Origin of the sequence: Flagellimonas baculiformis (assembly GCF_033441575.1) — a bacterium.
Taxonomy (GTDB): domain Bacteria; phylum Bacteroidota; class Bacteroidia; order Flavobacteriales; family Flavobacteriaceae; genus Flagellimonas; species Flagellimonas baculiformis.
Map to the genome: position 1 here is coordinate 20359 of NZ_JAUZVW010000013.1, position 20966 is coordinate 41324.

At 45.7% G+C, this 20966-nt stretch carries 17 protein-coding genes; 11 read left to right on the forward strand and 6 right to left on the reverse strand.

The features are described from left to right. Positions 1-71: 71 nt before the first annotated feature. The 6 genes from SD450_RS16080 to cobA form a co-directional block, all read right to left on the reverse strand. Complete coding sequence (locus SD450_RS16080; RefSeq protein WP_318345476.1) at positions 72-1508, reverse strand: rubredoxin; 1437 nt, start codon at positions 1506-1508, stop codon at positions 72-74. Between the two features lie 4 nt (positions 1509-1512). Further along, on the reverse strand, positions 1513-5046 hold the full coding sequence (locus SD450_RS16085; protein ID WP_318345477.1) for a molybdopterin-dependent oxidoreductase: 3534 nt from the start codon (positions 5044-5046) through the stop codon (positions 1513-1515). A gap of 133 nt (positions 5047-5179) precedes the next feature. Further along, on the reverse strand, positions 5180-5869 hold the full coding sequence (locus SD450_RS16090; RefSeq protein ID WP_318345478.1) for a response regulator transcription factor: 690 nt from the start codon (positions 5867-5869) through the stop codon (positions 5180-5182). A 101-nt stretch (positions 5870-5970) separates the two neighbouring features. Further along, positions 5971-7263 (reverse strand): alginate export family protein, encoded by a 1293-nt coding sequence (locus SD450_RS16095; protein WP_318345479.1) that lies wholly within the window; start codon positions 7261-7263, stop codon positions 5971-5973. A 30-nt stretch (positions 7264-7293) separates the two neighbouring features. Continuing rightward, a complete protein-coding gene (locus SD450_RS16100) occupies positions 7294-8697 on the reverse strand; it encodes an MFS transporter (RefSeq protein ID WP_318345480.1) in 1404 nt (467 codons plus the stop codon). A gap of 193 nt (positions 8698-8890) precedes the next feature. Beyond that, positions 8891-9652, reverse strand: coding sequence for a uroporphyrinogen-III C-methyltransferase (cobA, locus tag SD450_RS16105; RefSeq protein WP_318345481.1), 762 nt, complete (start codon positions 9650-9652; stop codon positions 8891-8893). Between the two features lie 135 nt (positions 9653-9787). On the opposite strand from cobA, the gene nirB reads away from it, so the two are divergent. From nirB to SD450_RS16160, 11 genes are all read left to right on the forward strand, one after another. Continuing rightward, positions 9788-12307: a nitrite reductase large subunit NirB gene (gene nirB, locus SD450_RS16110; protein ID WP_318345482.1), complete on the forward strand. Its 2520-nt coding sequence runs from the start codon at positions 9788-9790 to the stop codon at positions 12305-12307. 11 nt (positions 12308-12318) lie between these two features. Continuing rightward, on the forward strand, positions 12319-12696 hold the full coding sequence (gene nirD / locus SD450_RS16115) for a nitrite reductase small subunit NirD (RefSeq protein WP_318345483.1): 378 nt from the start codon (positions 12319-12321) through the stop codon (positions 12694-12696). Positions 12697-12716: 20 nt separating this feature from the next. Continuing rightward, complete coding sequence (locus SD450_RS16120; RefSeq protein ID WP_318345484.1) at positions 12717-13307, forward strand: DUF4202 domain-containing protein; 591 nt, start codon at positions 12717-12719, stop codon at positions 13305-13307. A gap of 27 nt (positions 13308-13334) precedes the next feature. Then, positions 13335-15188, forward strand: a complete 1854-nt coding sequence (locus tag SD450_RS16125; protein ID WP_318345485.1) for a sensor histidine kinase — start codon at positions 13335-13337, stop codon at positions 15186-15188. Beyond that, on the forward strand, positions 15178-15555 hold the full coding sequence (locus tag SD450_RS16130) for a DUF7009 family protein (RefSeq protein WP_318345486.1): 378 nt from the start codon (positions 15178-15180) through the stop codon (positions 15553-15555). The genes SD450_RS16125 and SD450_RS16130 overlap by 11 nt, the downstream gene beginning before the upstream one ends. Further along, positions 15549-16124 carry a molybdenum cofactor guanylyltransferase gene (gene mobA / locus SD450_RS16135; RefSeq protein WP_318345487.1) on the forward strand — a complete coding sequence of 192 codons (576 nt, stop codon included), beginning with the start codon at positions 15549-15551 and terminating at the stop codon, positions 16122-16124. The genes SD450_RS16130 and mobA overlap by 7 nt, the downstream gene beginning before the upstream one ends. A 572-nt stretch (positions 16125-16696) precedes the next feature. Beyond that, positions 16697-17209, forward strand: a complete 513-nt coding sequence (locus tag SD450_RS16140; RefSeq protein ID WP_318345488.1) for a c-type cytochrome — start codon at positions 16697-16699, stop codon at positions 17207-17209. A 5-nt stretch (positions 17210-17214) separates the two neighbouring features. Continuing rightward, complete coding sequence (locus tag SD450_RS16145) at positions 17215-17796, forward strand: fasciclin domain-containing protein (RefSeq protein ID WP_318345489.1); 582 nt, start codon at positions 17215-17217, stop codon at positions 17794-17796. Positions 17797-17850: 54 nt separating this feature from the next. After that, positions 17851-19782 (forward strand): Sec-dependent nitrous-oxide reductase, encoded by a 1932-nt coding sequence (gene nosZ / locus SD450_RS16150; protein ID WP_404828255.1) that lies wholly within the window; start codon positions 17851-17853, stop codon positions 19780-19782. A 126-nt stretch (positions 19783-19908) separates the two neighbouring features. After that, positions 19909-20535: a hypothetical protein gene (locus SD450_RS16155; RefSeq protein WP_318345491.1), complete on the forward strand. Its 627-nt coding sequence runs from the start codon at positions 19909-19911 to the stop codon at positions 20533-20535. Next, positions 20532-20966 (forward strand): nitrous oxide reductase accessory protein NosL, encoded by a 435-nt coding sequence (locus SD450_RS16160; RefSeq protein ID WP_318345492.1) that lies wholly within the window; start codon positions 20532-20534, stop codon positions 20964-20966. The genes SD450_RS16155 and SD450_RS16160 overlap by 4 nt, the downstream gene beginning before the upstream one ends.

Consider the following 20966-nt stretch of genomic DNA (forward strand, 5'->3'; position numbering starts at 1 on the left):
TCCGTTCATACTTGCCATATCCAAAATTTAATGTCTTCTGTACCCAATTCAACTATGATTGAAGACACACATTAAACCATTGAAAGATCTACCAATTCAAAATTGGACACATGTGCCCCACAAACCATACAGGCATAGTCTTCTGGCAAATCCTTGAATTTTGTGGCCGGGCCAATTTTGGATCGGGGTTCACCCACGGCTTCGTCATAAATGGTCAGACAATCTTGACACTGGTGCACAATGTGCGGTGTGTGTTTCAATTCCTCGCGCACATTTTCTTTGGTTTTCCCTTCCTGACCAAGTTGCATAAAGTATTGCTTGCTCAATTCTATCAAAAGTTTGGGCAGCTCCTTTTTGTCCACTTCCTGCGCATAGACCAAATACTTTCTGGTATTAGGGTCAAAATCCTTAAAGTGGCACACATTGTAGGTTGGCTTCACTTTAAATTTTGTAACCAAAGGGGATGATGGGTTGATTTCAATCACTATAGAGGAGAAATGGGATTGTTTCCCCACATCCTTGCTGATGCCAAAAGTGAGTCCATAGGTGCTGATATCATTCTGGTCAAAGCAATTGACCAAATACTTTTTAAGCTCCAATGCCTCAAGGTCATCGACCGGTAGATGCCAATTCATTTCCAATTGCGAATGCCGAACATTGATACCTCTTTGCCCAAGGAAACGTTCCAATTCTGGACGGCTTTCCTTTGGAATTCCCTTGATGATGAAAGATTTCCAAGGAGTGATGCATATTTTCCCAATGCTGTTGTCCAAACAAAATCCGCAGAATTCCTTGAGAAAATTCAAGTCATACCGATTGTTTCGCCAGTACAGGCCCAACCAATACTGGTCCAACCCCATTTTGTTCATGCCCTCGTAATAGGGAAAGGTCAAAAAGGGAACCTGGAGTTCCTTTCCCATGGTCCTATTGTTGGTACTCAGGCTTTGGTTTAAAATGGCAAAGAGCTGGTCCACATTGTCCATGGTATGGTATACCTCCTCAATGGCCTTGCATACCGGAACGATATCCCAACTGTAAATCAGGACCGGATAATAGGCACTTTTTTTCCAGTGCGGCAAAAGAATGTTCAAATACCAATAGTCCTCTTGGTCCGAGGCCACAAAATTGAGGTTTCCGTTAAAAATGGGCACCAATCGTTGTTTGGGGTCCGTAATGTTAACCTTCAACTTGGGTAAAAAATCGAACTGCTCCAAAAGATATAAATAGGTGGAGCCCTTAAGCCAATGGGTGGTGTCAAAAATATCTGCCGAGACATAGGAGCAAACAATATTTTGATACGATCTATCCGCAATGACATCTGTATTGTATTTGGAAATGTTCTCCAACTGGTCCTTTTTCACCGTGTCCAGTGGGAAGAGCAGGTCTTGGCGTGATCCAAAATAAACCTCGGAAAGTCCAGCTGCTTCCAACATACCAATGATATCCTTAAGTTCTCCGGGAGATGTAATCCCACCCTTGATCAATATTCTATGCAAATCATCATTCATACCCCTACACTCTTACGGTTTTCAACTGCCTGTTCAACAGCATCTTCACCTCAGGTTTACAACTACCACAACCCAAACCCGCCCCGGTCTGGGAACACAGTTGGGCAAAATCACTACATCCACCGGCGATTGCATCTTTTATATTCCCTTCGCCGACTTGGCTACAGGAGCAGACCAGATTTCCTTTCAGCGGTTCTGAATTTGATGCTCCCCGTAACAACTCGTCCCTCTTCTCTGAAAGTTCTATTTCTTCTTCAATAAGTCGCTTGAATTCCGCAAACTCATTTTTATCCCCCATAAGAATGGCCCCTTTTAAGGTATCATCCTTAACGATACACTTCTTGTAAAATCGCTTGCTGACATCCATCAGTAGGATCTCCTCGTATGTGGGGTCGTTTTTGGGAGCGTTCACCATTCCGATACTGCACAGATCCAGATTCTCGAACTTTAGGATGTTCATCAAGACGGAACCGCTATACATACTGCCCAAATCTCCCAAAATATACTGTGCGGCCACATCAGCCTGCTGTTCCGCAGCGGAAGTGATACCGTATAGGGCATTCTCGAATTCCGCAATCTCCCCCAGCGCAAATATGGAAGGATCACTGGTCTTGAGGTAGGGATTGACCAAGACACCTCTTCGCGTTTCCAGACCCGCATCTTGGGCCAAACTGATATTGGGACGTGTGCCAATGGCATAGACAATGGCATTGCACCGAAGGATGCGCCCTGTCTTCAAGTTGATCAAAAGCGAGTACCGCGACTCCTTATCCTCAAAGACCGTGCTTACCTCGTTGTCAAAGTACAATTGAATCCCCCTTTCGGAAACATCTTCGGCCAAAAGCCTACTGGAGATGGGGTCCAACTGGCGTTCCATCAACCTGGGGGCCCGTTGGATGATACTGATGTTGACATTGATTTTCTTCAATGCGGCTGCCAACTCGAGCCCCAACAGACCACCCCCTATCACAACCACATGCTGTTCCATCGGGGGGAGCCCGGTCTCGGCCAAGTATTTTTTGAGTCGGTCCGCATCTCCCCGCTCCCGCATGGTAAACCTGCCGGGAAGGTCCATCCGCACTTCACTGGGCACAAAGGCACGACTCCCTGTAGCCATGATCAACAGGTCATAGGTATGGGTTTGACCCAAATCATCTACCACTGTTTTTTCTTGGGCATTGATTTTTTGAATTCCATTATTGGGGTATAGATTCACCTTGAGCTTTTTCAATTCCCCTTGTTTTAATTTAAGCAGGGATTCCCAGGGCAATTCCTCATTGACATACTCGGGCAGCAACACCCGGTTGTAGAATGGATGTTCTTCCTTGGAAAAGATGTGAAGTTCATCTTCCCTGTTCTTTTCCCTATAGGTTTGGATAAAACGATAGGCAGCAGCCCCAGCCCCTACCACAACGATTTTTTGCTTGGGCTTTTTATATTTTTCGACCTGGACTGCACAGTACTTAAAATCAGGTTCTTTAGAAATAGGATCAACCAAATCATTGGTCAGATTGTTGGCCCTGCTGAAATCATCGTTTAAGATTTTACCCCAATGCATGGGCAAAAAAACGACCCTTTCCCGAATGTCGTAGTTTATCTTCACCTTGACCCTGACACTGCCACGCCTACTTTTTACCACCGCAATGTCTCCTTCCTTGAGGTTCCGCAAGTAGGCATCCACCTTGTTCATTTCAAGAAAAGGAGCAGGAATATGGGTCAATAGGCGTTTCACCTTTCCTGTCTTGGTGCGGGTGTGCCACTGGTCCCGTACCCTACCCGTATTCAACACCAGGGGAAATTCTGGCGTGGGAGCCTCTGATTTGTTATACAATTGTCGGGGCGCATTAAAATGTGCCTTCCCGTTGGATGTAAAATACTTTTGGTCTTGGAACAATCGTGGTGTGCCCCTATGTTCTGCTGTCGGTACCGGCCACTGAAAGCTTCCTTCCCTTTTGAGCCGTTCATGCGACAGTCCCGAAATATCGATGTTGGTCCCCTTGGTCATCAAACAATATTCGTCATAGACCTCTGAGGTATTGGCATAATCAAATCCCCCATAATCCATCTCTTGGGCAAAACGCCATAAAATTTCAGCATCGGGCAAGGCTTCTCCGGGTGGGTCAATGACCTTGGGCAAATAACTGATCCTTCGCTCCGAATTGGTCATGGTCCCTTCTTTTTCCAACCATCCTGCCGCCGGCAGCAATAAATCGGCATATTTTGTGGTCTCCGAACTGTGAGAAATATCCTGGACAATTACAAAATGTGCCTTTTCCAGTGCGCGTTCTATCTTTTTGGCGTTGGGCAAACTCACAATGGGATTGGTACAAATGATCCACACCGCCTTCATCTTACCGGATTCCAACGCATCGAACATTTCGGTTGCGGTAAGCCCGGGCTCGCCCTTGATTTCCTTCCCTCCCCAAAATTCCTGCACTTCCTGTCGGTGTTTGGGATTCCCCAGATCGCGATGGGCCGCCAACAAACTGGCCATTCCCCCTACTTCCCTACCTCCCATGGCGTTGGGTTGTCCGGTAAGTGAAAAGGGACCTGACCCAGGTTTCCCAATTTGCCCTGTCAAAAGGGATAGGTTCAACAGGGAAAGATTTTTGTCCACACCGATGACACTTTGGTTCAATCCCATGGTCCACATGCTGATGAACCCTTTGGCATCTGCAATATATTTGGCCGCGGTTTTGATCTCAGCAGCAGATATGCCACACTTTTCAGCAGCCTGCCGGATGCTCAACTCAAAGGCCATTTGCTTGCAAGCAGCAAAATTGGAGGTGTGCTTTTGAATAAATGCAGTATTGATTTTTTTCTTTTCGATGAGCCAGCGCGCCATGGCATTGAACAGGATGACATCGGTACCCGGCAATATGTGCAGATGCAGGTCGGCCAAGGCAGAGGTTTGGGTCTTTCGTGGATCCACCACAATGATCTTTACCTTGGGGTCCTCTTCCTTGTGTTTCTCGATCCTTCGGAACAAAATGGGATGGCACCATGCCGGATTGGCCCCAGCGATCAAAAAGCAGTCTGCCAGTTCAATGTCCGCATAGGCTATGGGCACAGCATCGTTGCCCACTGTTTTTTTATAGCCTACCACCGCCGAACTCATGCAAAGTCGGGAATTGGTATCTATATTGTTGGTTCCCAAAAAGCCCTTGGTCAACTTGTTGGCCAAATAATATTCCTCGGTAAGGCACTGCCCGGAAACATACAGACCCACACTATCCGGCCCATGACGGTCCATAATGCTCTTGAAAACAGCAGCGGCCCTTTTTAGGGCAGTGTTCCACGTGACCCGTTGCATGGGGTGGTTGCGGCTCCATCGCATTTCAGGATACAAAATTCTATCGGTGGTATCCTGGGCCACATAGTTCAGGGTTTTTCCTTTGGAACACAGCATACCCTTATTCACAGGATAGTCCTCATTTCCCTCAACGGCTAACACTCCTTTGGCATCCTTGGTCACTGTGATACCGCAACCCACCCCACAATAGGAACAAATGGTATTATAAGCATCCTTCTTTTGCATTGAAAATAGCCTTGTGTTTTCAATGGTTGAAGTTAAAAATTTACGTATTAATACGTAGTGTCGAAATGGTAAAAGTCTTGCCTAAAATCGAAGGATTGGCAATAATTGCCCACAAAAGTTACCAATAGTGGACTTAGATCAGATTGTGCTTGTTCGCCTTCTTGGAAAGGTCGATGAGATTCTTCACTTTCATCTTCTTCATCAGGTTGAAGCGATGGGTCTCAATGGTGCGCTTGCTGTTCTGCAATTTCTCTGAGATTTCCTTGTTGGTGAATCCGGCCAGTATCAGTTCCAATACTTTAAGTTCTTTGTTGGTCAGATCAAATGGGTTGTTTTGACGTTCTTTGGACGCATTTTTGTCTCCCAAGTTTTTCCCAGAACTGAATAAATTGTTCACCAATACATTGGAAATATCCCCACTGAAATATTTGCCGCCTTCGTGAACTACGTGGATGGCCTTGACAAATTCGGTCTTACCCGTATCCTTCAGCAGATAACCACTTGCCCCGGCCTGTACTGATTTCAGAATATATTCCTCCGAGTCGTGCATGGAAAGGATGATGCATTTGGTCTTCAAACCATCACCCGCGTTTAGGCGTTCAACCGTTTCAATACCTCCCAACTCAGGCATTCTGATATCAATGACGAGAATATCGGGCGCTTTGTCCCCGACCATTTTTATGGCTTCCAAACCATTCGACACCTCACCAATTACGTCAAGATCTGGTTCTTCTTCCAACAAGGCCCGTATTCCATCCCTGACCAAGGAATGGTCATCGGCCAATATAATGGAGATGCTTTTGTTCAGTGCCGAATCGTGCATGGCACAAAAATAATCGAATTATTGAAATACGTAGAAATGAAATGGGCCATCCCAATATAAAATGGAACGGCCCCTCGAACTAAATTCAATACTATGGATTCCTAATCGGTTTTGGCAGAGGTAAAAAGTTTAGGTTTGATAATGAGCATGGCCCATGCCCAATTTTGTGTACTTGCGGCATCGGCCTCGGTTATACCCTTAAGTTCATACATCCCATCCGCAGGAAACATATGCGAATATCCTATTTTAAGTGCATACCCATTAAAACTCTGGGAATAGACCAAATCCACCTCTGTGCCCAATGCATTTTCTCCGCTGGGAAGGTCTTGTTGCCCTTGAAAGTTCCATATTTTGCCCAACAGACTTGATTTTTCACCAAGCTTAACATTGACACTGGCATGAATATCAAACAGACCGACTGTATTGGCGTGGTTGCCCACATAGAAATAGTCCATAAGCCCGTTGAATTTGTGGTTGGTTCCATACAAGGGGAAGAAAGCACCGGTTTCTTCGACGGTCTCCCCATCATTGCCACTGATCACCTCAATACCTGCACCAAGATCAACGGCGTTGGAAGCCTTATAATTTGTATCCAATCCCAACAAATAAGCACCTTTTACCTTCAGGCTGCCCTGCCGCTCCCCGGTTTGGAGAAACGCATTGGCCGCAAAACCAAAATTGCCTGTCCTGTAAACCAAGTGGGTACCAATTGTCTGTAGGCTGCTCAGGCCATCCGCATTATCCGCATCATCAAAATTTTGAAAGCCATTGTTCAATGCCACCAAACTTGCTGATAGGTTTTCCCATTTCTGCTTCATATAGAGCATCTGCATGGTTTTGTAACTGAAAAATCCAACCGTATTATAGGTATTGCCCTCCGATTGGAAACCGTTGGGATTGTCAAAGTCCTGATTAAAGGCAAATGCCAAGTCCATGATGAACTTCCCTTTGGCGTACCGCAATAGGGCAGCATCGTGGTTGCGTGCCTGCTGGGCCCAGTCTACCTCGCCCAAAATCCGTTGATCATCGTAGGAAAGCACCTGTCTCCCCAGTTTCGTGGACCACCCAGAACCTAGGTTCAGTTTTGCCCATGCCTCAAAGACCGCAAATGAATTATTCTCATCATCGGGTAATAATTGCCTGTTCTCCCCCCAAACCATTACATCCTGAAGACTGAGATAAAATTGGTAGCCCTCGGTTTGATAATCAATGTTCAAACGGGCCCTTGTGGATGTCGCCAGCCCAGGTTCGGCTGCATCCGATATGAGATTTCCAAAACCATTTCTATATTCCGTACGTGGTCTAAATTGACCGTCGATTGTGAGCTGGGCAAAGGAGATTTGGGCCACCAATAGGCACAGCAATGCCAGTGTATTCTTTTTGATAGCATTCATAGTTGGTTATTTAAAATGTTTATACCGATATCAATCGGCTTTCACAGTGGAAAATTTGAGTTCACCGCCCATTTCCTGGAGCACTTCTTTTTCATCCTCAGTAGAGAACTTGATGGCCAATGATGACAGCGCAGCAAGAACCACAAAGGCGCCAATGATAAAATACCCGCTGGAAACGGCATCGGAAGCCGCTATGGCCTGAGCCGTTTTCATGGCTTCCTCCCCTAAGGATGCATTGGCTTTGAGTGCTGCACTCTCGGCCACTGCGGATTTGGACTTTAGAAACAATGCGGCCAAAAAGGCACCCACATTGCCCCCTGCCCCAACAATTCCAGAAATTGATCCAATGGCTTTCTTGTTGATGAATGGGACTACGGAAAATGTTGCTCCCTCGGCCATCTGCACAGTGAGGCTAAAGGCGACCAAGAACAGGATGCCAATCGCAAGACTGGTGGTCGTGGAAAAAATGGACAACATAATTCCTTCGGCCATAAGTATTGCCGTTAAAAACAAGACCCTTCCCCGCAGGCCTTTCAGTTTTCCGAAGCGGTCACCAAAGAACCCACCCAATGTGCGGGCAAAAATGTTCATTAAGGCAAACGACAGTACAATGTTTCCTGCTGTGGTCCGCTCCAAGCCAAAGGTGTTCTGCAGGTAATCGTCCATGGTACCATACACGGTAAGCTCCATCCCGAAACAGGCGGCATAGACCACAAACAAAATCCATACCCGGTAATCCTTCATAGCCTGTCCGAAGGATACTTTATCTTTTTTCAAAACGGGCATCCTGCCTGCTTCCCGTAATTCCGAAAAATTGCCTTCCGGAGTGTCCTTTGTAAAAAAGTAATACACCAGTCCCATGGAAAAACAGATGATTCCCGCAATGACCATGGAATAACGCCACGCGACTTCATCGGCGACGCCAAAACTAACCACTGCGGCAGCAATGAGAGGCATACCCAATCTATTGGCCCCACCACCCAAATTGCCCCAACCTGCCGAGGTAGCATTTGCAGTGCCCACAATATTAGGGGCAAACATAATGGAGGTGTGGAATTGGGTGATCACGAAAGAGGCCCCGATAAAGCCTATGAACAATCTACAGATCAGAAATTGCAAAGGAGTCTGTACAAAGCCAATCAAAATAACCGGAATGGCTCCTATGACCAACAACCAAGTATAGCACAAACGAGGACCATACTTGTCACATAACTTTCCAATAAGCAATCGTGCAAAAACGGTTCCCGTCACGGCCAGTATGATGGAGTTCCATTTCTGTGCGGGGGTCAATCCCAGGTCTTTTTCCACATCGGGCATAAAGGGAACAATCCCGAACCATGCAAAAAAGCATATAAAAAAGGCTATTGAGGTAATCCAGAATGTTCTGATCGGAATACTTTTTAGATCTAAGAGGTTTAAAGTCGTGGCTTTCATGATACGTATTTTTATGAATTTTCTATATCAAAACTAAGTATTTATACGTATTTAATTCAAGAGTTACGTATTTTTACGAAAATCCCATCCGAGTCCTATAAAAAATAAAGCACACTGAAAATTAGCATGCCCTTTTTAAGAATCAACTAATGGAATGGTATTCCAAACTGCCTGTCAAGTAGTTGGCTTTGTTTTAAATGCGCATACTCACAACCCTTTGTATGGCCTCGTCAAAAAACGAGGGATGTTCCGCAACGACATCACCTATTATTATAATACCAGGTTCCGAAATCGAAACCGTCTCAAACATGGAATCCACGTCGTTCAACGTTCCAGTGATGCACTTCTCAGAGGGCAAGGTTCCATTTTGAATCACTGCAATGGGGGTCATTTTATTTCGGTAGATCCCTATTCTATCTACTATATCCTTGAATTTCCGTATTCCCATCAATATCACCAGCGTGGCAGATGATTGGGCCACCAAATCCAAATCTTCGGAAAAGTCATGGTCTTGGGTCGTTGCCGTCAATACCCAAAAGCTACTGCTAACCCCTCTTTTGGTCACGGGAATTCCCTGACTGGCCGGAACCGAAATGGCACTGGTGATGCCTGGGACAACATCTACCGCAAGTCCAAAGGACTCTATATATTCCATTTCTTCTGAAGCCCTTCCAAAAACGAAAGGATCTCCTCCTTTTAACCGCACCACATGTCCATACCGGAAAGCACTTTCCACAATCAATTGATTTATTTCATCTTGAGTGAAACTATGTTTTGAACATCTTTTCCCTACGTATATTTTTGGTATATGGGCGGGAACCGCCTTTAGTAGTGCTTCATTCGTCAAAGCATCGTACAGAACAACATCCGCGGATTTCAAAACCTCTAAACCCCTTACTGTTATTAGGTCTGGACTACCTGGTCCCGCACCTACCAAACTTACTTTTGCTTTCATATCAAATTGTATTACCCATGATGACAGGAATCTTTTTTAAGAATCCCGCAACAAGAATACGTAATTATTCTCAAATGCTCAGTAAATATTTACGTAAAAATACTTAGTTTTGGTTTGTCTTTAATTCAGGAGCATATGAAAACTGTAATTGTAGTGGGTAACGGCATGGTAGGTTACAAGTTCTGCGAAAAGTTCAGGGCACATCCAGCAAATATCCCATATAGGCTTTTGGTCTTCGGGGAAGAGCCCAGACCGGCATACGACCGTGTACACCTCAGTGAATACTTCGAAAATCAAGATGCAAAGGCCTTGGAATTGGCTCCAGCATCTTGGTACAAGGACAACACGATTGAACTGATCACAAACCAGCGGATTACGGACATCAAACCTGAAACCAAGGAGGTCCATACCATATCCGGTGCATCCTATTCCTATGATTATTTGGTCCTTGCCACAGGCTCGGCCCCCTTTGTCCCACCCATTAAAGGTGTGGAAAAGGAAGGCGTGTTTGTGTATCGCACCATTGAGGACCTAGAGGGCATGCTGGCCTATGCCGCCCAAATAAAGGCCATAAAACCTAATGGAAAAGCCGCAATCCTGGGCGGCGGGCTTTTGGGATTGGAAGCGGGAAAAGCGGTCTTGGACATGGGTCTGGAACCCCATGTAGTGGAATATGCTCCCAAATTGATGCCCAGACAGTTGGATGCCCGAAGCAGCAACGTACTGCAACTGAAATTGGAATCCATGGGCATGAAGGTGCATTTGGGGAAGGCCACCAACCAAATTCTAGGCGACAAAGTGATCGAAGGAATGGATTTTGGTGAGGATGACCAATTGGATGTGGACATGCTCATTGTTTCTGCAGGAATACGCCCTAGGGACGAACTTGGAAAAACCTGCGGTCTGGAAATGGGTACCCGGGGAGGAATCGTGGTCAACAATAGAATGCAAACCTCAGCTCCTGACATCTATGCCATTGGGGAAGTGGCCCTATACAACCAAATGATTTATGGTCTCGTGGCGCCAGGCTATGAAATGGCCAATGTGGCGGTCAACCAAATTTTAGGAAATACGGAGGTCATCATGCCGGAAGAAATTGACATGTCCACCAAACTCAAATTAATGGGTGTCGATGTGGCCAGTTTTGGAACGCCCTATATGCCGGCGGACAAAGGACTTTCCATCATCTTTGAAAACAAGACCAAGTTTCTCTACAAACGTATCAACGTAAGCCATGATGGAAAGACCTTATTGGGCGGCATTTTGGTGGGGGATGCTGAAGATTACAACATGTTGCACCAAATGTACCGCAACAACATATCCCTTCCGGAAAATGCGGAAGAATTGATTGTCGGTGCGCGTGGTGAAGGGGGGTCTGCCTTTGGCAGTGCCATGGATTTACCCGATACTGCCCAAATATGCTCCTGCGAAAGTGTCTCCAAAGGAACCATTTGCAACTCCCTTTTGGAGGGAAAGTGCCACTCCTTAAAAGATGTGGTAGGGTTCACCAAGTCCACAACAGGTTGTGGGGGATGCAAGCCCATGGTCGTGGAATTGGTCAATGAGACCCTGAAATCCATGGGAAAAGAAGTCAAGGATGTCATCTGCGAGCATTTCGAATACACCCGGCAAGAATTGTATGGCATTATCAAGGTCAAACAAATTCAGGGCTATGATGAAGCTTTGGACAAATGTGCGAAAGGTGACGGCTGCGAAGTGTGCAAACCTGCCCTGGCCTCCATTTTTGCCAGCATTTATAACGATACGGCCAATAAGGAGGATGTTATTCAGGATTCCAACGACCGTTTTTTGGCCAATATTCAACGAAATGGTACCTATTCCGTGGTACCTAGGATTCCCGGTGGTGAAATAACCCCAGAAAAACTGATTGTCATAGGTGAAGTGGCCAAAGCATATAACCTGTACACCAAAATTACGGGAGGACAGCGAATCGACCTGTTCGGTGCCGAACTGAATGATCTTCCTGCCATTTGGAAAAAACTGATAGATGCCGGTTTTGAGAGCGGGCATGCCTACGGCAAAGCGCTCCGAACCGTAAAGAGCTGTGTAGGTTCCACCTGGTGTCGGTATGGAATGGACGAAAGTGTGAGTTTTGCCATAGCACTGGAAGAACGCTATAAAGGACTGCGATCGCCACATAAACTTAAAGGGGGCGTATCTGGATGTATACGTGAATGTGCGGAGGCCCGTGGCAAGGATTTTGGGGTAATCGCGGTAGAAGGTGGATGGAATCTTTATGTCTGCGGTAATGGTGGAGCCACGCCAAAGCATGCGCAATTGTTGGCCGAGAAAATCGACAATGAAACGGTCCTAAAATATCTGGATCGCTTTTTAATGTATTACATCCGCACAGCGGCTCCCTTGATGCGGACCGCAACTTGGTTGGACAAATTGGAGGGCGGCATGGAACAATTGAAAAAAATTGTTGTCGAGGATAGTCTGAACATCGCCGACGAACTGGAAACCGACATGCAGGCACTTGTGGACCGCTACGAGTGCGAATGGAAACAAGCCGTGGAAAACGAAGAGATCAAAAAAAGGTTCAAGCATTTTGTAAATGCGGAAGATAGGGACGATACTTTGGTTTTTGTGCCCATGAGGGAGCAAAAAATGCCAGAACCTTGGACCACTTAAAATACAAGATCATGGAAACATTATTTCAAGCCTACACCCCTGTTTCATTGGAAAAAGTAACCGTTTGGTACAAAGCCTGTCACGAACAGGACATCCCTGAAAACGGTGGAGCTTGCGTCAAATATCAAAACAAACAAATTGCAGTTTACCATTTCAAACGAAAGAAAAAATGGTACGCCTGCCAAAACCTCTGTCCCCATAAAATGGAAATGGTACTGAGCCGGGGAATGCTCGGTGATGCCGACGGAATTGCCAAAGTGGCCTGCCCCATGCACAAAAAAACATTTTCACTGGAAACCGGTGAAAACATCAATGGCGATTTACCTTCGATTGCCACTTTCCCCGTAAAAGTGGAAAATGGCTTTGTGTATATTGGTTTTTCTGAATAGCTTTAGAAAAATCACGAATTATGGGCGAGTCCAAGAAACTTTTGGAGGCATTCAAGTTGTTCGATGCGGCCAATGCACAAGATCCCAACACAGAAGTCGTGGATGGAAAGGAATATGCCAAAGAACTTTTGTACGCGCAACGGATGACGGATATCCTGAACCAGTTTGAGCCCAATGCCTCGGAGGCCTTACAGCTAACCGCCCGTTGCCAGCATATCTGTCGTTGGGAGATTCCACGGGAAAGCTACGAAATGAACCGAACGGGCTATCTAAAGTGGAGACAGGACCTTAAAAAGTTCCATGCCGAAAAGGCCAGTACGTTGCTCCAAGAAGTAGGCTACGATGAAAAAACCATTGAAAGGGTGCATTTTCTATTGCTCAAAAAACAACTGAAGAAGGATGAGGAGACGCAGACCTTGGAGGATGTCATCTGCCTCGTTTTTTTGCAATACTACTATGAACCTTTCCTCGTAAAACATGACGATGACAAAATGATATCCATTTTGCAAAAAACATGGAAAAAAATGTCCCAAAAAGGTCAAGATGCGGCATTGCAATTGACTTTTTCCAAAAAGGGGTCTGCCCTACTATCCAAGGCTTTGGCCAGTTAACCCAATCAATGAGATATATCTGAGCAAATGAAGGGGAGCAATCAGCAGCAGACTTTGGACGTATCAACGTTTTTGAGAATCCGTAAATGGTATGTATTGGCGCTTTCCGCCATTGCCCTTACCATCATTATTGCCCAAATCCTCATCCAGCAGCATCTAAACTCGCAATTGTACGATTCACGTGTCATCAATGTGGCAGGTAGACAACGTGCCTATAGCCAAAAGTTAGTCAAGGAAGCCCTTTTATTAAATTCGGCCCATTTGGACACGTTGGAACAGGAAAAACTCACAAAAAAACTGCGAAGCACGCTCTATATTTGGAAAATATCACATCAAGGTCTTCAAAATGGGAACGACAGCATAGGGCTTCCAGAGGAAGAAAACAGGTCCATACTGCAGCATTTTGAAGAGCTCTCCCCCTACCACGATGCCATGGTCAATGCCGTGGAGTCCCTGCTTTCAAGGCCCGATTCCTTGGAAAAGCAAGGGCAGTTGCACATTTTGTTGGCCAATGAAGGACCTTTTCTGGAAAAGATGGACGCCATTGTGAACGAATACGATACCATCAGCAAGGAACAGCTCCAAAATTTAAAGATAAAGGAATACCTTCTTTTGGCTTTTTCATTGCTCATTTTGGTCTTGGAAGTGCTCTTTATTTTCAGACCGCTTTCCATCCAGATCAGGGAAACCATCCGCGATTTGGTAAAAAGTAAGGTAAAGTCGGATCAGGATGCCAGGGAGATCAAGAAGATTTTTGAGGAAAAGGAAAAGTCGCTCCAAGAATTGAAGGAATTGAACTTTGTGATTGACAATGCCGCACTTTTTGCAAGTGCCCAACGGGATGGTTCGGTGGTTTTCATCAGTAAAAAATTCCTGACGCTTCTGGAAGTACCCAAGATTCCACCAAATACCCATCTTTCGGAATTACTTACCACCGACGTGGGGCAGCAACAATACCTCAATGAGATTCTTACCAAACCCCGGAAAAGCATTCGATCGGAAGAAATTGAAATCAACACCAAAAGCGGAAAAAAGTTGTGGTTGGACATTTCCATTATTCCCATTCACCCATCCAGCAAAAAACAGAGCATTCTACTTTTGTGTTCCGACATCACCGAACGAATACAGAATCAGAAAAAAGTAGAGCAACTGACCCTGCAGAATTATGAGGAACGCATGAAGCAAAAACAGATGCAGGCTGGACTGATCGTGGAGAGCCAAGAGGAGGAACGGAAACGGATCGCCAAGGACATCCATGACGGGATTGGCCAAATGTTGACCGCTCTACGGTTCAATATTGAATCCATCAACCTGACGAACAAGGAAAAGACCAAGGAAAAAATAGAATACTTGAAAAACCTTACTTCCGATCTGATCAAAGGGGTCCGAACCGCCACTTTTAACCTGACCCCTCCCGAATTGGGAGACCATGGTGTTTTTCCGGCTTTACAGAAAATGACCTCAGAGTTGGGGAAGCTGACCGGAAAGAACATCTTGTTCGAGAACAAGGCCGAAGAAAACATACGTTTTGATTCATTGGCCGAGACCAATATCTACAGGGTCACCCAAGAGGCGGTGAACAATGCCATCAAATACGCCGATGCCAATTATATCTTGGTGACCATCAACCTCACGGACAATTTACTGAGCGTGGTAATCGATGATGACGGCAAGGGATTTGACCCGTCTATTCTGGCCGAACCACCCAGTAACAGCAGTGATGGTGGCATGGGGGTGTTTTTTATGAAAGAACGCATCAGCTACATCAATGGAAGATTGTTCATTAGTTCCACTCCAGGGGAAGGTACACGGGTGACGATCAATTATACGCTGTTGGAGCGCAAGAAAAAAAATGTAAAAAGTACTGAAAATGAAAATTAGGATAAAAGGGGATTCCATACGATACCGATTGACCCAAACGGAAGTAAAGACGTTCTGCGAAAAAGGGATCTATACCGAAACGACCCACTTTGGGACCAATGAATTCACCTATGCGCTACAAGCAAAGGAAGGTATCGCAGCCATGGAGGCAGAATTTAATGATCGTACCATCACTCTTTTTGTTCCAAAGGAAGACTGTTCCAACTGGTCCGATTCGGATAGGGTCGGCTACCAAAACGTGATGCCATTAGGTGACGGAAAAGAACTCTCCTTGTTATTGGAAAAGGATTTCGCCTGTTTGGACAATACCTCCGAAGATCAATCGGATAATTATCCCAACCCTAAAAGCGGTACCGACCCATGTTAAACATTCCTGATGTAACGGGCATTGTGTTGGCGGGTGGAAAAAGCACCCGCATGAGTACCGATAAAGCATTTTTGAAGCTGAATGGAAAACCATTCATCTCCCATATTTTGGAAACGGTACAAGAGTTTACCAACGAGGTCTATATCATATCCGATAATCAAAAACTGGATGGGATGGGAACACATAGGTTTCCTGACCTGATCCCCGGACTTGGCCCTATTGGGGGTATCCATACTGGCCTTTTCCATTCCAAGACGACTTACAATCTAATCGTGGCTTGTGACACACCGTTTTTGAGCAAGGAAACCATCACACAACTGATCTTGGGGATGGACAAGGAACATGATGCTTTTGTGGTTCAATGTGAAGACGTAGTGATGCCCTTGATCGGCATCTATCATAAAAGTTGTCTGTCTCATTTCAACAAAGCCATGGAAAGGAAACAGTTCGGGCTAAAAAAGGCACTCGACGGCATGCACACCAAGACTATCACCCTGCCTGGATCGCACGCCAAATCCGTATTGAACATCAACACAAAACTGGATTTAAAAAATATTCAAGGTCTCTGAAGCTTGATAAGGACCAAATATTTTAATGGTTGGTTGAACACGTGTTTAGATTGTCCACAATTTAATTCATTGTCAAGATTTTAAGATATTGCTCTTCACTGACGGCATCCTCATCCACCCAAACAGACATACAAACACTCCAAGTACCCATCCCCTACCTTTTTAAATTGCCTTTTCAGGACAAGACAACCTGATATACCCATTCGAATAGATATGTCCAGAGGGATTCCCATGGTGTTTACTCCTTACCAAATTGACATTGGACAATTATGGCTTCTTTGGTAAAATCGACGGATATTACAATCGTTCCTTGGTGGAAATGACACTGTATCCCATTGATTCCAACCAACAAGAAAATGTTCATGCTGAACTGTTCCTTTGATCTTATGGTCCTTATCGGAGTTCAGTACCGAGCGATCACCCTTTCCTATAATAATTGGTTGAAGTGGGAAGTATCATCATTTTTCCCTAACAAAGATTAAAGGATATTTTTATCCTTTTTATGATTTATATCATGTTATGCATCGAGGCCACTACCTACTTTTGAGGCATAATTTTTAACCAGTTAGGACATGAAAACAACCATAAAAGGAATATTCCTGCTCCTTGCCCTCATCCTGATGGGCTGTGGAGGCAAGAAAGAGGAGAAGAAAGAAGAAGGTTTTAGCCTTCAGCGGAAAAAAGCCCCTACGGAGCAACCCGTGGAGACGAACGCCACCACAGAGGCAAAGGCATCCGAGCGTGTGGACATGAGCACAAAGGGTGTGGGTCCGGTCAAATCAGTGACACTCGCTCCTGAAATCGACCAGACGTTGGCAGCAAACGGCAAAGGAATCTATGAGCAAATGTGCATGGCCTGCCACAGGGTCGGCAAAAAGTTCATAGGCCCTGCCCCCAACGGCGTGTTGGAACGAAGGACCCCAGAATGGGTGATGAACATGATCTTGAACCCACAGGAAATGGTCCAGCAGGATCCTTTGGCCAAAGACCTGCTCCAAGAATTCAATGGGTCGCCCATGTCCAACCAAGGATTGACCGAAGAGCAGGCCCGAGCCATTCTCGAATATTTTAGAACCTTACAATAAATCGTATGACACCGACCACAAAACTCATTATGATGGGACTGTTCCTTGTCCTTGCACTCAACATGAGCTGCAAGAACGGAACCCAGAACGAAGCCACAACTTCGAATCAAAATGATTCCGAAGCGATTTTGGAAAATAACAAAGGGCAGGCCTTTATAGAAGATGATGCCTCTACCCCCAATGTACTCCAGATTGCCATAGGGTCACCCGACCACAGCACCTTGGTGGCCACGGTACAAGCTGCGGAATTGGAAAATGCCTTGGTCAATGCAGGTCCCCTAATGGTTTTTGCACCTACTAATGCCGCTTTCGATGCATTGCCTGAAGGTACCGTGGAAGATTTGCTGAAACCAGAGAACAAGGATGCCCTGGCCAACATTCTCAAATATCATGTGACCGCTGGCAATTATTCCAAGGAATTCTTGAAAAACTTCAAAAAGTTGGGACAGGCCAATGACCAAAATGTTCCTGTGGAAGTCAAAGGGGATGATGTTTTTGTAGGTGGGGCCAGGATAATTGCCAGTGTACTTGCAGGAAACGGGATTGTACATGTAGTGGACAAGGTCATCCTACCCCCTACGCAATAACAAAATCAATTTGAACGAATAAACCCTAATACAATGAAAATCCATAATTATTTAATGATGTCCTTGGGGGCAGCACTGATGCTGGTCTCCTGCGGCCAACAAAACCAAAGTTCGAACGGGGCCCTATCGTCCAGTGCCGCCGAAAAAGTATATGTCGCTCCTGGCGAACAGGATGAATACTATGCCTTCCTATCGGGAGGATATAGCGGAAACCTTACCGTGTATGGGTTGCCCTCAGGTAGGATGTTCAAAGAGATCCCGGTGTTCTCCCAGTTCCCAACATCCGGTTATGGTTATTCCGAAGAGACCAAGCCCATGCTGAATACTTCGCATGGATTTGTGCCTTGGGACGATGCCCACCACCCTGATATTTCCCAGACCAATGGGGAACTGGATGGACGTTGGATATTCATTAACGGCAACAATACCCCAAGGATAGCACGGGTCAATTTGAGCACTTTTGAAACCGAGGAGATTATTGAAGTGCCCAATAGCGCCGGCAACCACAGTTCTTCCTTCATCACGGAAAACACGGAATATGTGGTGGCAGGTACCCGATTCTCAGTCCCGATCCCACAAAGGGATATGCCCATCAATGAATACAAGAGCAATTTTAAGGGCTCCCTATCCTTTATCAGTGTAGATCCAGAACATGGCCATCTTGATTTAAAATTCCAGTTGTTGATGCCCGGTTTCAACTATGACCTATCCCACCCTGGTAGAGGAAAATCACACGGATGGTTCTTTTTTACCACCTATAATACAGAGGAGGCCCATACACTGCAAGAAGTAAACGCTTCACAAAATGACAAAGATTTCATCGCCGCGGTCAACTGGAAGAAAATCGAGGAATACGTAAACAATGGTGGCGGTACCAAAATGCCTGCCAATTATGCCCACAATGTGTATGATGAAAGTACCCATATGGCAACCACCACAATGAAAAAAGAGGTGCTGACCGTTGACCCTCTAAAGGTTCCCGGCGCCGTCTATTTCTTACCAACGCCCAAATCACCACACGGTTGCGACGTGGACCCCACAGGGCAATACATTATCGGTAATGGTAAACTGTCTGCCGACTTGACCGTGCATTCCTTTGATAAAATGATTGCCGCCATTGAAGGTGAAAAATTTGACGGGGAAGCCTACGGCATTCCTATTCTCAAATTTGAGGATGTGCTGGCAGGACAGGTAAAGAGTGGTGGCCTTGGCCCCCTTCATACCGAGTTTGACGGTAAAGGAAATGCATACACTACTTTCTTTATCTCTTCCGAAGTCGTGAAATGGCAACTGGGCACCTGGGAGGTCATCGACAGAAAACCGACCTACTACTCCGTGGGACACTTGATGATTCCCGGGGGCAACTCTAGAAAACCTTTTGGCAAATATGTGGTAGCCATGAACAAAATTACCAAGGACAGGTATCTGCCCACTGGTCCAGAAATGGAGCACTCGGCACAGATCTATGATATCTCCGGTGAGAAAATGGAACTGATCTATGATTTCCCGACCCATGGTGAGCCCCATTATGCAGCCGGTTGTCCTGCCGAGCTATTGGCACCAAAATCAAAGAAAATCTATCGCTTGGATGAGAACAAGCACCCCTATGCCGTAACCTCGCCCACTGGTTCCAAAGTGGTACGCGAAGGCAATGAGGTCCATGTGTACATGTCCACCATCCGAAGCCACTTTACCCCGGATAATATCGAAGGCATCAAAGTGGGCGACAAGGTGTATTTCCATATCACCAACCATGAGCAGGATTTTGATGTTCCCCACGGTTTTGCAATGATAGGACAGAACACCTCCGAGCTGCTGATCATGCCCGGACAGACCAAGACATCGGTCTGGGAACCGAAGCAAGTTGGGGTATGGCCTTTCTACTGTACCGATTTCTGCTCTGCTTTGCACCAAGAGATGCAAGGCTATGTGAGGGTTTCCCCTGCCAATTCCAATGTGGAACTGAAATGGTCTTTGGGAGAATAAATGTAGGGTGAGGGACCATTCCACAAAGCGGGCCGTCCGAACTGGTCCGGCCCGCTTTTCATCCCATTCCAAAACATCCAACCACCAAAAGCCATACTCAATTTATAACACAGAAAATCCATAAAAATGAAAAAGGCCAGTATACTCATGAGCCTCGGTCCATTATTCCTATTGGGATTGTACGTTTTCCCGCTTTGGAAGATCATGTTGGGAGCACCACAGTATCCAGACCCTTTGGGTCTGAACATCCACATCGATGGTCTTAAAGGGGTCAACGAATTTGATATCCAAAACATTGATGGCCTGAACCACTATATTGGGATGCACACGCTCCCCAAGGCAGAGGACATGTGGGAATTTGGCACTTTCCCAACTATAATTGGGATTATGGTGGCGCTTGGTGTACTTATCGGATTGTTGGGATACTTCAACAAAGTAAGTTATAAATGGTTTTTGGGTTGGTTTGTCCTTATGTCCATCATGGGAATATTGGGCATGTATGATTTCAATGAATGGTTGGTGGACTATGGTACCGACCTGGACCCCAATGCCATTATGAAATTGACCAACCCCGATGGAACACCAATGACCTATAAACCACCTTTATTGGGCCATGTAAAAATGCTGAACTTTGATGTCACCTCGGTACCGGCATTGGGGGCTTGGCTCATGTTTGTGGGTATGATACTCACCTTGATTGCTGGCTTTCTAGGTTGGAAAAATTTCAAAAAACAAAAATCCCTATTATTATGAAACAGTTTACCTTACTCCTTTGTGCTGTTCTTTGTGTGGCCATCGGATGCTCCATAGGCCCTAAACCCATTGATTATGGCCACGTGGGCTGTCACTATTGCAGCATGACCATTGTGGACAAACAACATGCTGCCCAATTGGTCACAGAAAAAGGCAAGGTCTATAATTTTGATGCCATCGAGTGCATGATGAACCATTTAAAAGATGAAAACGAAGCTGCCATTGCCCTTTTCTTGGTGAATGATTTTGACCGGCCCGGTGAACTGGTCGATGCCACCACGGCTACCTACTTGATCAGTGAGAACATTCCCAGCCCCATGGGCGAGTATCTCAGTGCATTTGCCCAAGAAGAAGCTGCCATGAAAACCATGGATAGGCAACGTGGTGAACTTTTAACATGGGCAGAAATTAAGAAACGATTTAAACTTTAA